Origin of the sequence: Litchfieldia sinesaloumensis (assembly GCF_900156865.1) — a bacterium.
In the GTDB taxonomy this organism is placed as follows: domain Bacteria; phylum Bacillota; class Bacilli; order Bacillales; family Bacillaceae_L; genus Ferdinandcohnia; species Ferdinandcohnia sinesaloumensis.
The window spans coordinates 2,888,538-2,902,278 of sequence record NZ_LT732529.1 but is presented as its reverse complement, the minus strand read 5'-3'; the positions used below and the strand labels follow the sequence as shown (position 1 = coordinate 2,902,278).

General features: G+C 36.7%; 20 protein-coding genes. 14 read left to right on the top strand and 6 right to left on the bottom strand.

What is annotated here, in order from left to right; translation table 11 throughout:
* Positions 1–184: 184 nt before the first annotated feature.
* Together CZ490_RS14290 and CZ490_RS14285 are read left to right on the top strand one after the other, a co-directional pair.
* On the top strand, positions 185–1,711 hold the full coding sequence (locus tag CZ490_RS14290; RefSeq protein WP_200801591.1) for a malate:quinone oxidoreductase: 1,527 nt from the start codon (positions 185–187) through the stop codon (positions 1,709–1,711).
* Positions 1,712–1,877: 166 nt separating this feature from the next.
* Positions 1,878–2,345: a GNAT family N-acetyltransferase gene (locus tag CZ490_RS14285; protein ID WP_077619513.1), complete on the top strand. Its 468-nt coding sequence runs from the start codon at positions 1,878–1,880 to the stop codon at positions 2,343–2,345.
* Positions 2,346–2,396: 51 nt separating this feature from the next.
* Here the strand turns inward: CZ490_RS14285 and CZ490_RS14280 are convergent, their stop codons facing one another.
* Positions 2,397–2,930 carry a GNAT family N-acetyltransferase gene (locus CZ490_RS14280; protein ID WP_077619512.1) on the bottom strand — a complete coding sequence of 178 codons (534 nt, stop codon included), beginning with the start codon at positions 2,928–2,930 and terminating at the stop codon, positions 2,397–2,399.
* A gap of 371 nt (positions 2,931–3,301) precedes the next feature.
* Between CZ490_RS14280 and CZ490_RS14275 the strand changes: the two genes are divergently transcribed.
* Positions 3,302–3,637 (top strand): YnfA family protein, encoded by a 336-nt coding sequence (locus CZ490_RS14275; protein ID WP_407639790.1) that lies wholly within the window; start codon positions 3,302–3,304, stop codon positions 3,635–3,637.
* A gap of 354 nt (positions 3,638–3,991) precedes the next feature.
* Positions 3,992–4,543: an SF0329 family protein gene (locus tag CZ490_RS14265; protein ID WP_077619510.1), complete on the top strand. Its 552-nt coding sequence runs from the start codon at positions 3,992–3,994 to the stop codon at positions 4,541–4,543.
* Here CZ490_RS14265 and CZ490_RS14260 read toward each other — a convergent pair.
* Positions 4,538–4,753, bottom strand: a complete 216-nt coding sequence (locus CZ490_RS14260) for a hypothetical protein (RefSeq protein ID WP_077619509.1) — start codon at positions 4,751–4,753, stop codon at positions 4,538–4,540. The two genes, CZ490_RS14265 and CZ490_RS14260, sit on opposite strands and share 6 nt — an antisense overlap.
* Positions 4,754–4,887: 134 nt before the next feature.
* Here CZ490_RS14260 and CZ490_RS14255 point away from each other — a divergent pair, with 134 nt between their 5' ends.
* Positions 4,888–5,076, top strand: a complete 189-nt coding sequence (locus CZ490_RS14255) for a hypothetical protein (protein ID WP_077619508.1) — start codon at positions 4,888–4,890, stop codon at positions 5,074–5,076.
* Positions 5,077–5,139: 63 nt separating this feature from the next.
* Here CZ490_RS14255 and CZ490_RS23050 read toward each other — a convergent pair whose 3' ends face one another.
* A complete protein-coding gene (locus CZ490_RS23050; protein WP_077619507.1) occupies positions 5,140–5,355 on the bottom strand; it encodes a YjcZ family sporulation protein in 216 nt (71 codons plus the stop codon).
* 134 nt (positions 5,356–5,489) lie between these two features.
* On the opposite strand from CZ490_RS23050, the gene CZ490_RS14245 reads away from it, so the two are divergent.
* From CZ490_RS14245 to yiaA, 3 genes are all read left to right on the top strand, one after another.
* The gene (locus tag CZ490_RS14245) at positions 5,490–5,801 is read left to right on the top strand and encodes a hypothetical protein (RefSeq protein ID WP_234987239.1); all 312 of its coding nucleotides are present in this window, start codon (positions 5,490–5,492) and stop codon (positions 5,799–5,801) included.
* Positions 5,802–5,923: 122 nt separating this feature from the next.
* Positions 5,924–6,232 (top strand): hypothetical protein, encoded by a 309-nt coding sequence (locus CZ490_RS14240; RefSeq protein WP_077619506.1) that lies wholly within the window; start codon positions 5,924–5,926, stop codon positions 6,230–6,232.
* Between the two features lie 132 nt (positions 6,233–6,364).
* Positions 6,365–6,829: an inner membrane protein YiaA gene (gene yiaA, locus CZ490_RS14235; protein WP_077619505.1), complete on the top strand. Its 465-nt coding sequence runs from the start codon at positions 6,365–6,367 to the stop codon at positions 6,827–6,829.
* A 41-nt stretch (positions 6,830–6,870) separates the two neighbouring features.
* On the opposite strand, the gene CZ490_RS14230 is transcribed toward yiaA, so the two are convergent.
* Together CZ490_RS14230 and CZ490_RS14225 are read right to left on the bottom strand one after the other, a co-directional pair.
* Positions 6,871–7,830 carry a hypothetical protein gene (locus CZ490_RS14230; protein WP_077619504.1) on the bottom strand — a complete coding sequence of 320 codons (960 nt, stop codon included), beginning with the start codon at positions 7,828–7,830 and terminating at the stop codon, positions 6,871–6,873.
* 111 nt (positions 7,831–7,941) lie between these two features.
* Complete coding sequence (locus CZ490_RS14225; protein WP_077619503.1) at positions 7,942–9,267, bottom strand: alkaline phosphatase; 1,326 nt, start codon at positions 9,265–9,267, stop codon at positions 7,942–7,944.
* A 218-nt stretch (positions 9,268–9,485) separates the two neighbouring features.
* Here CZ490_RS14225 and CZ490_RS22355 point away from each other — a divergent pair, with 218 nt between their 5' ends.
* From CZ490_RS22355 to CZ490_RS14215, 5 genes are all read left to right on the top strand, one after another.
* Positions 9,486–9,629 carry a hypothetical protein gene (locus CZ490_RS22355; protein WP_159439957.1) on the top strand — a complete coding sequence of 48 codons (144 nt, stop codon included), beginning with the start codon at positions 9,486–9,488 and terminating at the stop codon, positions 9,627–9,629.
* Positions 9,626–9,787: a hypothetical protein gene (locus CZ490_RS22535; RefSeq protein WP_200801590.1), complete on the top strand. Its 162-nt coding sequence runs from the start codon at positions 9,626–9,628 to the stop codon at positions 9,785–9,787. Before CZ490_RS22355 ends, CZ490_RS22535 begins: the two co-directional genes overlap by 4 nt.
* Positions 9,784–10,656: a S16 family serine protease gene (locus tag CZ490_RS14220; protein WP_077619502.1), complete on the top strand. Its 873-nt coding sequence runs from the start codon at positions 9,784–9,786 to the stop codon at positions 10,654–10,656. Before CZ490_RS22535 ends, CZ490_RS14220 begins: the two co-directional genes overlap by 4 nt.
* A gap of 123 nt (positions 10,657–10,779) precedes the next feature.
* Positions 10,780–10,935, top strand: coding sequence for a hypothetical protein (locus CZ490_RS22350; RefSeq protein ID WP_159439956.1), 156 nt, complete (start codon positions 10,780–10,782; stop codon positions 10,933–10,935).
* Positions 10,936–11,020: 85 nt separating this feature from the next.
* Positions 11,021–11,308 carry a hypothetical protein gene (locus CZ490_RS14215; protein WP_077619501.1) on the top strand — a complete coding sequence of 96 codons (288 nt, stop codon included), beginning with the start codon at positions 11,021–11,023 and terminating at the stop codon, positions 11,306–11,308.
* 141 nt (positions 11,309–11,449) lie between these two features.
* On the opposite strand, the gene CZ490_RS14210 is transcribed toward CZ490_RS14215, so the two are convergent.
* Complete coding sequence (locus CZ490_RS14210) at positions 11,450–12,283, bottom strand: hypothetical protein (RefSeq protein WP_077619500.1); 834 nt, start codon at positions 12,281–12,283, stop codon at positions 11,450–11,452.
* A 208-nt stretch (positions 12,284–12,491) separates the two neighbouring features.
* Between CZ490_RS14210 and CZ490_RS14205 the strand changes: the two genes are divergently transcribed.
* Positions 12,492–13,589 (top strand): FAD-dependent monooxygenase, encoded by a 1,098-nt coding sequence (locus CZ490_RS14205; protein WP_077619499.1) that lies wholly within the window; start codon positions 12,492–12,494, stop codon positions 13,587–13,589.
* The last annotated feature ends 152 nt before the right edge of the window (positions 13,590–13,741 follow it).

The following is a 13,741-nucleotide window of genomic DNA, read 5'->3' as shown; positions in this document are numbered from 1 at the left end:
TTAGAATTGACTTCTCACTGATATCAGGCTTTTCAATATTTTATAATTATCATATAATAGTAGATATATGAATCTAAATAATTTTCATAATTATATAGCAAGGTTTGATACGAAAATAGCGAGTCCCATTTTGTGACCGCATTCATCTTATTTTTTAAAATTCGATTAGAAAAGGTTGATAAAAATGAGCAACATAGAAACCAAGACAGATGTTATTTTAATCGGTGCTGGCGTCATGAGTGCGACATTGGGGACACTCTTGAAGGAATTAGCGCCGGAATGGAACATTACTGTATTTGAAAAGCTCGACAAGCCAGGAGAAGAAAGCTCTCATGAATTAAACAATGCTGGGACAGGGCATGCGGCATTGTGCGAGTTGAATTACACTGTTGAAAAACCGGACGGTACTTTAGACATTGCAAAAGCCATTAATGTTAACGAACAATTCCAAGTTTCTAAGCAATTTTGGGCTTATTTGGTGAAGAGCAATCTTATCCAAAATCCACAAAACTTCATTATGCCACTTCCACATATGAGTATGGTTCAAGGTGAAAAGGATGTAGCCTTTTTGAAGAAACGTTTTGAAGCGCTGTCAAAAAATCCATTATTCAGAGGAATGGAATATTCTGAGGATCCTAAGACATTACAGGAATGGATTCCACTCATTATGAACAATCGCAATTCAAATGAGCCAATTGCTGCTACTAAAGTGGATGACGGAACAGATGTCAACTTCGGAAACTTAACACGTATGCTGTTTGACCATTTAAAAAGTAAAAATGTTAACATGAATTACAATCATAGTGTTAAAGATGTTAAACGTACCAAGGATGGCAAATGGGAAGTGAAAGTAAAGAATCTTACTACTGGTGCGGTGGAATACCATAAAGCTAAATTTGTTTTCATCGGGAGTGGCGGAGGAAGTCTTCACCTCCTTCAGAAGTCTGGCATTCCTGAAGGAAAAAATATCGGTGGTTTCCCAGTAAGTGGAATATTTATGGTCTGTAAAAATCCAGATGTCATTGAAAAACACAATGCTAAAGTGTATGGAAAGGCAAAAGTTGGCGCGCCACCGATGTCGGTTCCACATCTAGACACAAGATACATCGACAATAAAAAGTCGTTATTATTTGGACCATTCGCAGGATTTTCCCCTAAATTTTTGAAAAATGGGTCAAATCTTGATCTCATTACGTCAGTAAAACCGGATAATTTGTTAACCATGTTGGCTGCGGGCGTAAAGGAAATGTCCTTAACTAAATACTTGGTTCAGCAAGTAATGTTAACAAAAGAACAACGAATGGAAGAATTACGTGAATTTATCCCAGACGCAAAGAGCGAGGATTGGGATTTAATCGTTGCGGGTCAACGTGTTCAAGTTATTAAGGATACTGAAGCGGGTGGAAAAGGAACGCTTCAATTTGGTACTGAAGTTATTACAGCAGAGGATGGCTCAATTGCCGCATTACTAGGTGCATCACCTGGTGCTTCAACTGCAGTTCATGTCATGCTTCAAATCATCAAAAAGTGTTTCCCAGAGCATATGCTAGAATGGGAGCCAAAAATCAAAGATATGATTCCTTCCTTTGGGCTATCGCTCATGGAGCATCCAGAACTCCTCGAGAAAATCAATGCCTCAACAGGAGAATTACTTGGTCTTGTCGAAAAAAAAGAACCAAAAAAGCAAAGGGACCTCGTATTAAATATGTAATAAGATAAGAAAACCTCCAATTTCCACTAAGGGATTTGGAGGTTTTTTGATGCAGTTTTGTCGAAAAAAAACTTACAAGTATGCGTGATTCTAAAGAAGGATGTGCTCGTATTCCGTTGAATTTATAAGATTGGGTATTCATTTTACAAGTAAAAGGAGAGCTCCCATGAAGATTAAATTGGTTGATGTAACAGAGGAAAACTTTTATGATGTGATTCATTTAAAATCGGACGAAATCCAAGAGAAGTATTTCCAAATCTATGAACGATGGGTTGGATCGAACGCGTATTTCCTAGCCGTATGTCAAACATTTGGTTTTACTCCAAAAGCAATTTATGATAATGAAACTCTTATCGGGTTTGCCTCACATGGATATCAAAAACAAACCAAACGCTATGAATTAATAAGCATGATGCTCGGTCATCGGTTTCAAGGAAAAGGGTATGGAACGCCTATTTTAAACGCGATTATTGAGGACATGGTCAATACCTATCAATGTGATGAGATTTATTTATCTGTCATTTTTGACAATGAACGTGCAATTCGGACGTATGAAAAAGCAGGCTTTAAACCAACCGGAGAGATAGAAGAGGGGCATCATCCTGAGCCAATCTATTGTTTGAAACTTTCATAAGATAAAAGGGGTGATGAGGAGCCGCCTGATAGGTCCTGATCACCCCAAATCCTATTCTTCAAAAGCGTCCGAGTACTTCACTACACCTTGAACTTTTTTTAGCGACCCTTCAACTATTTCCAGAGCCATGAAAACTTCATTCGGCACATCAAACGGAGCTCTTATCCTCCATAACATCGCCTGTTTGAAGCCGAAACGTGGATAATAATCGGGATGTCCAAGCACAATCACTGATTGATATCCATGTTCTTTTGCTTTATCGAGTGCAGCTCTAATTAATTGACTACCAATTCCCTGTTGTTGATATTCGGGTGTGACTGAAACGGGTGCAAGTGCCAACGATTCGACTGACTGGTCGCCGTCTACAATCTCAATTTTTGAGAGAAGGACATGACCAACTATTTCTTTATCTTGATTTACCGCTACTAGTGAAAGCTCCGGTATGAAAGCATTAGATGTTCGAATTCGATTTACTAGAAAATGCTCCGTCTTATCACTAATTTCCACATTTGAAAACGCCTTTTTAACAATGTCCTCTGTCTTCTGATAATCCTCTGGCATTTCTTGTCTGATGATAATTTCCATTTATAGTCTCCTCTTCGTATTTTGAATTTTATAATGCTATAAATGGTGCAATCCCAGCTCTAAACATAAGTTTTGCAAACAAAAACCTCCTACCTGTAATACCTTCATTTTAAAAAGTGGAGATGTATGGGTCAATCTATTTTTACAGTATTTTCAACTGGTGGGAGGAAGATACAGATGAAGAGTCACGTATATAGTTTGATAGAGGCAGTAAATCTGGTTAGTGGCAGTAAATCCAGGATAGTGCCAGTAAAATCAGAATAGCGACAGTAAAATAATAAATCAGCAGCAGTATAAAAGAAATTGTCCTTTTATCAAAAGATGCGAACGGTTGTTATAATAGTAAGGTATTTACTATACATATCTAGGACGTGGTTACTATTTTACATGCAATTTTCTTTTTTATTTTAGCAGGGATCGCCGAAATTGGTGGAGGTTATTTGATTTGGCTCTGGTTACGAGAAGGGAAGCCATTATATTGGGGCATTGGTGGTGGAATTGCCTTGGCCCTTTATGGAGTAATCGCGACCTTTCAGACGTTTCCTTCATTTGGTAGAGTCTATGCCGCCTACGGTGGGGTTTTTATCATCCTTTCGGTCCTATGGGGCTGGGGAATCGATAAAAAAACACCAGACTTATACGACTGGCTTGGTGCCGGAATTTGTATAATTGGTGTCTCAGTTATGCTGTTTGCACCGCGTCAATAACGGCAAGACGTCAATCTATGGGAGGATCAACGCATTCTTTTTTCTATTCTTTTTTGGTGATTTACTAGAAATCTTTATAATGAAAAAGACTCCTGCAACTAGGGCTATCAAGCTCAAAGAGTCACCAAAGTTATTCGTGAAATTAAAGTGGTTGTTGACTCTTATATAGTTTCTGTTATCAGTCTTTGTCGTTGAAACTTCCTCAGGCATACTCAATTAATCCCTCCACATATTAGTTGTCCCATCCAAATATATGTGGAATTTCACGATTATATGCACAGAGGAATAAGGTGAGTTGAATATAAAAAGGAAAATAAAAAGCTTCTGAAGAATATATAAATGGGGTGGGGTTTGATGAAATGGAGTAAAACAAAAGCAACACTTGAAGGTTTCTTATGTGAAAAGTTAAGAGGGCGAATTCAACTACATGCCACAGTTTATCGGAAGTTTCATGATGGACCAAGTAGAGTTTGGTTCACACTCGATAAGAAAGAGATAATCAGTGCATCTGATACAACTTATGCAGTTAAGCATCAAAAACTGTATCAACAAATGCAAGATGAAAGAAGCTTGAAGGCAATTCCCTATAACTCAGATTGGGATGTCATGTTTAATTCTAAAGAACGACAAGAGTTAGTAAGGGCCTCAGACGATGTAGAAGAAATCCTAATAGACCAGAGCATTTTCGAAAGTTACCATCTTTATTCTGCTTTTTTAGAATATGGTTCTTTGTCTATTGATGAAGCAATGGAATCAGAAAATGTCATTATTCGAGCATATTCAATGCTTGATAGACGGTTAGGAAAAAGAAGACTAAAAAAAATAGAGATAACACAAGATACGCATCCATTCATTTTGACCTTCTACAAAATAAGATGTGAGGTTGAAGGGGTAGCGTTGTTATGATTTCTTCTTCCCTTGTTCAAGTAGGTCTATGATTTTATCTAATTTTTGTTCAAGCAAGTCAATTCTTCGTTCTAGGTAACTACTATCAACTGTCGATTCTTTAGTTCGGCTAACAAAAAATGAGCGTACTGCCCAAAAGATAGAAGCAATAAATGCAATAAAAATTATATTTGCGAGTAATAAAAAAACAATATCTCCAATTTCTCTCATAGAAACTCCTCCTCTACTGGTAAATTATACCACGCAATAGCGGGGTAGGGGCAGAATTGTTTTTCCTTTTTTATTAAACAGAATCGAATTATAATAGGTTTTATACGCGGTATTGTAATTTAGGAAGGATCAGCATGGATATATATAGGCTAAAAAAACAGTTCAAAGAATATAAAAAAGGTACTCAATTTTACCTTGTTGCTCAGTCCGAGTTTATCGGTGTGAAGGAGTTTGTACTACGAACGAAAGATTTAACAAATAGTATCTCGGTTAGTGAAAATGAACTGCTAACCTACTTTTCGTTCATTAAATCTTCTCATTAAAAAACGAGAACACTAATCGAATGTTCTCGTTTTTGTGGTGTGTTTTTAAATACATATCAATTACTAACATTTAGGATAGAAACAAGCACCTACAATAATTAATAGAATAAACAATACAACAATCAATACAAAGGGATCGTAGCTTTGTTCATGACAAGCGTATCCGTAGCCATAACTAGGCGCGGCATAGCTAGGTGCAGTATAGGTCGGTTGTGGTTGTGGTGCAACGTAAGGAGTTTGAAAAGACGCTGCATTAACGTTTGAGACATTTAGCTCCATATTCTTACTTCCTTTCTCTAATAGTTAAATTCACTACAGTATACTCACCTAGACTTAAATTGCCACGTTTCTCAATGAAAATGGGTAATAGTCCCGCATGTTTAAGAATCGATATGTGATATGGAGGATTACAAATGAAAAGTGGTAAAAGAAGATTGCTTTTAGGAGGACTTGTTTTCATTTTTATGCTAGTAGTGGTGTTGACGAATCCCACGGAGCAAGACTATATAAAACATGCAGACTACAAAGAGGACCATAGTAGAAGCCTAGATAATAATTTAATATTTGAGATAGAGAGGATTAATTTCTTTTTCTTTTCGACGTATGCACCAAAGGAAAAAAAGACGGAGCATTATGGGGTTGTTCATTTGGGCTTTTTGGGTCAATTTTTCCAAATCTCAGAAGGACAATTTGATTATCCGTGGTGGTTAGAGTTTTTTAATTAAGGTAGGTTTGTTGAAGGATAACAAAAAGTCGCGATGCTAAAAGACAGAATTATTTGAAACCTTTTAGAGGGTCAGTACGTATATTTTACAAAGGCCATTATAATAAAAAGGGGGACTGCCTCTTGGCTGAAGGGATTTTGTATTTCATTTTCATGATTCCAGTACTCGGCATACTGATTTGGACCTATTTTGAACCTGAGGAAAGTATGTTGTTCGGACAAAGGTGGATGTTCAGAGATGAGCCAGAGTTTTCCAATCTAGCAATTCGATACACAAAATTTACGTCAATTGTGGGCATATACCTTATAACCATGATTCTTTTATTTTATTTCGTGTCATGTTTTATCATACGAATTGTCCTCGTTATCGGATTCATAGCTTATGTGCTAATAGGTGGCTTAAAACTACTTAAAATGTACTCAGAGTCGTAAAATGAAAATAAATTGGAAATTAATAAAAAAATTATCATTATTTGTAATCGGTTTTTGTATAATGAATCTATGTAGATTGCCTCAATGGTATGGTAAGTCCACTTTAGATGAATAAACGGAGGGACATATTCAATGGAGAATGAGGTTTTAGTTGATAAGGAAAAACAGGAAAAGCCAAAAGTGAAGATAGAGAGGAAAGATGGAGAACCCACTGCAGCCTTTAAAGGAGCCTCTTGGGCAGCGCTTCTAGTTGGTGTTTCTGCATATCTAATTGGTCTATTTAATGCAGCAATGGAACTAAATGAAAAGGGATACTATTTTGCAATATTAATATTCGGTCTCTATTCAGCAGTATCCTTGCAAAAGGCGGTAAGAGATAAGGAAGAGGGAATCCCTGTAACAAGCATCTATTACGGGATTAGCTGGGTTGCACTGATTGTGTCTATTTCCTTGATGGGCATTGGTTTATATAACGCAGGAAGTATCGTTTTAAGTGAAAAAGGATTTTATGGAATGGCGTATGTTCTAAGTATCTTTGCAGCAATTACCGTGCAGAAGAACATTCGCGATACACAAAAAGCAAGAGAAAGAGATTAAGAGTTACAAAAGGACCATCCAAATTAAAGTGGATGGTCCTTTTAAAGTTTTCCTTTTTTCCGTTTCCATAGAAGGTATGGAAGCCAGCTTAATAACGTAATTAGAAAAATGCCTACAACCGTTAAAAGTACTGTATCTGTTAACAGAACAAGTGTGTAATCATAAAAATCCATCTCTTGAGCAAATACTTGATAGGGGTTATCAACATTATAGGTGATCGGCATTTCTGTTTTGTATTTGTTGTATGTATGATAGGTAACACCTTTTACTAGATAAATGGGCTCATGGTCTTTCGGTATATACATTAAAGATAGATAATACTCGCTCCTGTTGTACTTTGAGGTTCGTCTATCAAACCCACGATCTGTTACAGTTGCAGTTACTTCCTCATGATTGTCTCCGAAATATTTTTCATATCCATTTTCGAGTGCTGACTTCGTTTCAGTGGACAAAAAGAAAAGGAGTAGAAAACTTAAACCTCCAAATAGTAAGAAGGAAATTAGAAAACCAGCAATTTTATCAAGATATAATCGGCTTGAAATAGTCGTTAACACATTCCATACCACCTTGATTTTAAATAGCCAATACAAAAGATAACCGATGGGATAAAGGCTAAAGACCGTTAACAAAATATAAAACCAGCGTACTTCCTCTTTTAACAGTGTTTCGGTGTAAAATTTCCCGTCAACTTCATAACCGGGAATGGTATCTCCAATGTCTATCCTCTCAAATAATTCCTGACTAATTGAAACCATTGAATCATTATGTTTTGTTGGAATACTGCTTTTTGGCAAAGCACCAATTTGGACAGAATAAATGGGGCCTTCCAAGAGCCGATTGACGACATACTTGCGCCAAACCCTCTCCTCTACTTGATTTTGCTCTGCTTTTACTAGGAATTCCTGATGCTCCTGCACGTTATCATAAATCGTGTAGATGATAACAATAAATGCCGCAAACGCCAGTAACTTCGGCCAATATTTGTCCCAGAGCTCTTTCATAAATAACACCCTTAATTTTCCTTTTTTATAAAGTATAACATGATTTATGGTATTTGGATTTTTCTCAACAAAAAAAGAGCTGTAATTAAACAGCTCCTTTTCAGAGTGACCTTATTTTCCGGGGGTAAACTTAATTTTCATTGCTTTAGCCATTAATACAGGTAAGTCTGTATTTTCATGTAGTCCACTAAATAGGTGAGACCCTGGGCCGAATGCATATAAAGGAACGTCTGTACCTGTGTGACCTGTGCTGGACCAGCCAACGATAGCACGTTCAGAAATAACTTGGTTGATAGCCATTGACGGTGAATCAGCAGTTTTGATTCTTTCAGTTTCAGAGTCTGTTAGATTAAGGTTTGTATACTCCTTAACAACTTCCTTTACATTACTACGATCAGCATTCAATTTACTTTCCATGAAATCACCAGTTGCTGTAACATTACGCAAGATTTCAAGATTTGCATCACCTTTTCCATAACCACCCACCGACATTCCACCAGTGTCGTGGTCACCTGCAACTACTACTAATGTTTTTCCATCTTTCTTTGCAAATTCGACTGCTTTTTCTAATGCAAGCTCAAAAGCTTCAGAATCCTTCATTGCCCATGCAGCATCATTATCGTGACCAGCCCAATCAATCTGGCTACCTTCAACCATTAAGAAGAATCCGTCTTTATCCTTTTGTAGAACATCGATTGCAGATTCTGTCATTTCTGCTAGGCTAGGTTCATTCGTTTCATCGCGGTCTAGTTCTGGTGCCATACTATCCTCAGCAAATAGTCCAATAAGCTTTTCAGCTTTTTTGCTGTTTTTCAGCTCATCTTGATTTGTAACAAATTGATAACCATCTTCTTTTGCCTCATTCAATAAGGAGTCAGGGAAGTACTTTTTTCCTCCACCGAGAATAACATCCACATCATTTTCAAGTAATTGAGGGGCAATATCTGCTTCACTTGAACGAGAAGCAACATGTGATGCAAAAACAGCCGGTGTTGCATGTGTAATCGTCGAAGTCGCAACTAAGCCGGATGACTTTCCTTTTTCCTCAGCAGCTTGAAGAATGGTTTTTAATTCTTTGCCATCTGGTGATGTGCTAATCATCCCATTATTTGTTTTGACTCCCGTTGCCATTGCAGTACCTGCCGCAGCTGAGTCTGTAACCTCTGAGTTAGAGGAATAGGTACGATGCATTCCGACAAGCATCGAATCTAACACCGTCTCCTCACCCTTATACCATCTGTAATTTGTCGCATAAGATGCAGAATATCCATCAGGTACCATCAAAATGACATTTTTTACTTTACCATTATTGTGATTTTGCGGATTAGACTTCGCATCCGCAGTAGGAGCAACAAAGCCCCCGGCTAGTGCACCAAGTGCGAGTGATGATACAACAGCAAACGGAATTAGTTTCTTTTTAATAGATTTCTTTTTCATGTGATCTCCTCCTAAAATGTTTATAGGAGTAGTATAAATTTTGAGTGTTGATATCGTTTTACTAGGAAGTAAATAAAAGATTAAATGGGTAAAATAGGAAAAATGTAGCAAGTGGAGGCATTCTTTATAAAGGTAAAATAGATACATTTTAACCAAAACTATTAATTACAGGTATATGAAAATAGGTATTTTTGATGTAGGGCATGGGGTGGCATTTTATGCTAGGAAATATTAACCATTCAAAAGTACTAGAGGGTTCTAAGTATTCTCTTTACAATTTTGAAATAAAATTTACTAACAGTCATGAAGATGGTATGTTAAAAATGGATGAAATTGGATTTGAGAAGGAGGAGTTCTCATGAGATGTGGAGCAAAATGTTTTATTGTTCACATTGAGGTTAATGGAAAAACAGAAGTGAAATCTGTAAATGCAAGAACACCTGCAGAAGCGAGAAAAAACATCCGAAAGGAACTAGGGGAAGAAACTCAAATACTTGCAGTGAAAGAAGATAAGAAATGAGCAAGTATTTAAACTACATTGGAATAGCGGCAATCCTCCTGTATGTATCCATGTGGCTCTTGTATCTTTTTGATGCTGCCAATGCATTTATCTTAATTGGGGTACTCCTAGTATTATTATTATTTTTAGTAATTGTTTTAATCATTTATCGCAACGCAAATGTAAGGATAATCAGAATCTCCACTATTCTATTAATTATTTTTTTAATTTTTGACTTAAAACTATTACATTATGAATCCATTACATACCATGTAAGTATATTTGCATCTCCCGTAGAGGTGGTTGAAGAATCAGGCATACATCTAATGGTTGTAAATTCAACGGACATCGAATATATAGAAGATAAAAACCTCATCTTGGATAGCTTTAAAAATGAAAATAAAGATGTCCTTAATTTACAAAAAATCGATAATACATTTCGCTATAAAAGCAAAAATGGTGAGTTAGTGAGTTGGATTTTGAAAAGAGAAGACGAATTTTCTAAAATGGTAGATAACATCAATAGTTATCTCGCCGGTAACACAACAAGCATAGATGAGTTCTTAAAACGAAAGGATCTTTCAGGAGACAGTGCGGGTTTGGGGTTAGCATTATCCGCTTTAATTGCTGAAGGGGAGCTACTGAACAATAAAACAATTGGGATTACGGGTGCATTAAAACCAAATGGTGATGTACTACCAATCGGCATGGTAGAAGAAAAGGTCAGGATTGCAGAGAAAAAACGATTTCCTTACATCATCGTACCCAGCGATAATGCCAAAGAAGCTAATCAGGTAAAACAATCTAGGAACCTAAACATAGAAATATTCGATGTGAACCATATTGATCAGGCTGTTACTCTTATTCAAAAATTAAATGCCGTTAACTGAAAAGCTAAATGGGATAGAGCCGTCATAGGAATAATGTTCTCAAATAAGGAATAAACGTATATTACACCCCTTTTTAAATCTCATTAAGGTGCTGATTATTTGAAGCGAAACCGAAATATTCCTATGGCAATCTTATTGCTGGTTTTGATACTGGTTGTCCTAATTGTGCATGTGATTCTTCATGTGAATGTGTATATCGTTTACAGTGCGAGTCTAGGAACGATTTTTATGATTGGGCTCATTATTTTTCTCATCGTCTTGCTTTTTTTAAAAACATAAACAGTCTTTAGAAGTGTTAATCATGCAGGATTAACACTTCTTTTCGTTGAATCTAAGTAACATGAAAAATATAGAGGAGGTTTATATGGCACTTCTATTTTGGCCGTTCATGATTGCATCATTACTTCTTTCCATATTATCAATATCGCGAAGAAAGCCCCTTTTGCTCGTACTATCTTCAATATTAATAGTACCTATGTCACTGTATCTCGCAGCTACACCGCGATTTGAATTTTGGGGACTCATTTTCCCATTCTTTTATTTAGGAGCAGCCTTGTCACTTTCCAAAAGTAAAATATGGTTAGCGGTTTTATTGGTAGTTCCCGTATTTATACTTATTGGTTGGATTGGATTTAGTGTATTGGATCAATAATTTTGAAGGTGAAAACAGCGTTAAACCAGTCTTGGTAACGCTGTTTTTAATTTTTGAGTTCTAACGCTCCCTGCGGGATGCAACAAACCCCTGGAAAAGAGTTAAAAAAACACTAGTTACATCAACTAGTGTTTTTAATGCCTATTTCTTTACCAAATCTTCAAGGTTAATCTCAAATTCAGCGTGGTCACCTAGTGCATGTGGTACTTGTATACTGAGGACAACTGTATTGTTAGTGTAGTATGAATAAACACCATATGGATTTGCTTCGGGAGTTGGTTGGTCGGCTTTTGAAATAAACTCGATGAGATCCTGAGTTGTATATGTGTCTAAGTATTCAAATAAGGCATCCTGTTTTTCCTTATTTGGCTGTGTTGGTTGCTCCCAGTCAAGATAGCTAGCCTTTTTTAAGGTCCCAATAAATGCTTCGTCTACGACAAAAACTTCGGAAAACCTGATTTTTTCTCCCTTTTTCCAGTCGATAGTAGTCGTGAAGAATAGGTTTGTGGGATACATCCCTCCATTATAATTCCCTTTATACAGAATGCTGATTGTATCAGACTCTGGTAGTAAAACTTCGTATTCCAAAGTTAGTGGTGCGTCGCTATCTTGATATTGCGTTAGAAATAACGTTGCTTCCTCTTTAATGAGATTATTCATTTGTTGCTCGAGCTTTTTATCTTGCATATCTGTTAGTTGAGGATAGTGAATCGTAAGTTGCCCATCCTCAAAAGTCGCTGTATCGCTTTCAAAAGGTACTTCTTTCGTATCCTCTTCTTGAGATTGTGAAGATGTATTTTCATTTTTATCTTCTTTTTCTTGTTGCGAAGATGATTGTTCTTTGTCTTCCTCCGACTCTGCTTGTTGGGAGGCTGTGTTTTCATCTACATTCTTTTCTGGGGAAGGAGTTGTTTGTTGGTTGTTACAACCTGCTATAAGTAAGGTGAAAATAGTTAAAAGTAGAATTTTCTTCATTCTTTTCTCTCCCTTGAACTACTCAAGTATGTTAAATTCTATATTATTACTTAATTACTGTTTTATCCATTATTTTTGAAACCTAATTGGAAATGAATATAAGTTGACCAATTATAAACTGGTTGTTATCATTTAATCATTAACTAGTGAACTTTGTTTCTTATGACAAAACTTTTTTTGCATCTTATGATAATAAGAAGGTGAATACATGAATCTACAAACAGATGTATGTATCGTTGGCGGAGGTCCAGCGGGTGCATTGCTCGGCTATTTATTAGCGGAAAAAGGAATAGAGACCATCGTTGTTGAACGCACGTCCGGAACAGAACGTGAATTTAGAGGCGAGCACATCAACGCAGAAACGGAAGCCATTTTAAAGGAACATCATCTTTTCGATAAAATAGAAGCACTTGGATTATTAAAAATGAAGAAAGTCGAATATATATATGGAAGTCATATCGTTAAAACAATCACACCAACTCAAGATGATCATGTTGGAATTCATATACCGCAGCCGCACTTTTTAACTGCTGTATCCAACGAAGCAGCGAGGTTTCCGAATTACCGACTGCTTCTAAACACTAGTGTTACGGGGTTGGTACAGGATGAAAATGGAAACTTTTCAGGAGTAAGAGCGAAGCAACATGGACAAGAGATTAATATCTCAAGTTCAATCGTTGTGGGAACAGATGGGCGTTTTTCAACAGTGAGAAAACTTGCAGGTATTTCAGCAACGGAGGAAACTCATGGTTATGATGTCCTCTGGGCAAAGATTCCGGCGCCAGCTGATTGGGAGCCTTCAACAAAAATGGTTCTTGCTAATGGTCATCAGCTTGCATTGTTTACACAAACTGGCGGCATGATTCAAATCGGCTGGAACATTGAAAAAGGAACATTCAATACCTTACGTAAGCAGTCTCTTGAAGTATTTTTACAACCACTTTTAACAAGCTTTCCAGAATTGGAAACAATCGTAAGACAACATATTCAGTCTTGGAAGAACTTCGTCTGCTTAAACGTGTTCAGTTCAAATGCGGATACTTGGGCGGAGAATGGTCTAGTGATCATTGGCGATGCGGCACATACAATGACACCAACAGCTGCTATTGGAATTAACTGCGCGATTAAAGATGCTCATGTATTGGCGCCGATTCTCGAACAAGCGTTACTTGATGGAGACATTAGTAAATCAAGACTAAAAGAATTTGAGATTGGAAGACGAACTGAAATCGAGCAGCAACAAGAAATGCAATTCCAAAAAGAAGAATCATTCAAAGATAATTTCTTAGAAGTAGTCGGAAGGTAAGCATGCAGGAGGACTCAACTGCATGCTTTTTTTTGTTCTTTAATAAGAGGGAAATTACACTTTCATTAATTAAAGAAGGGATTTTACTTAATAGTACCGAATAAAAACTATATGAATAGGTAATATATTGGAAATCCATGTTTAATGATTAT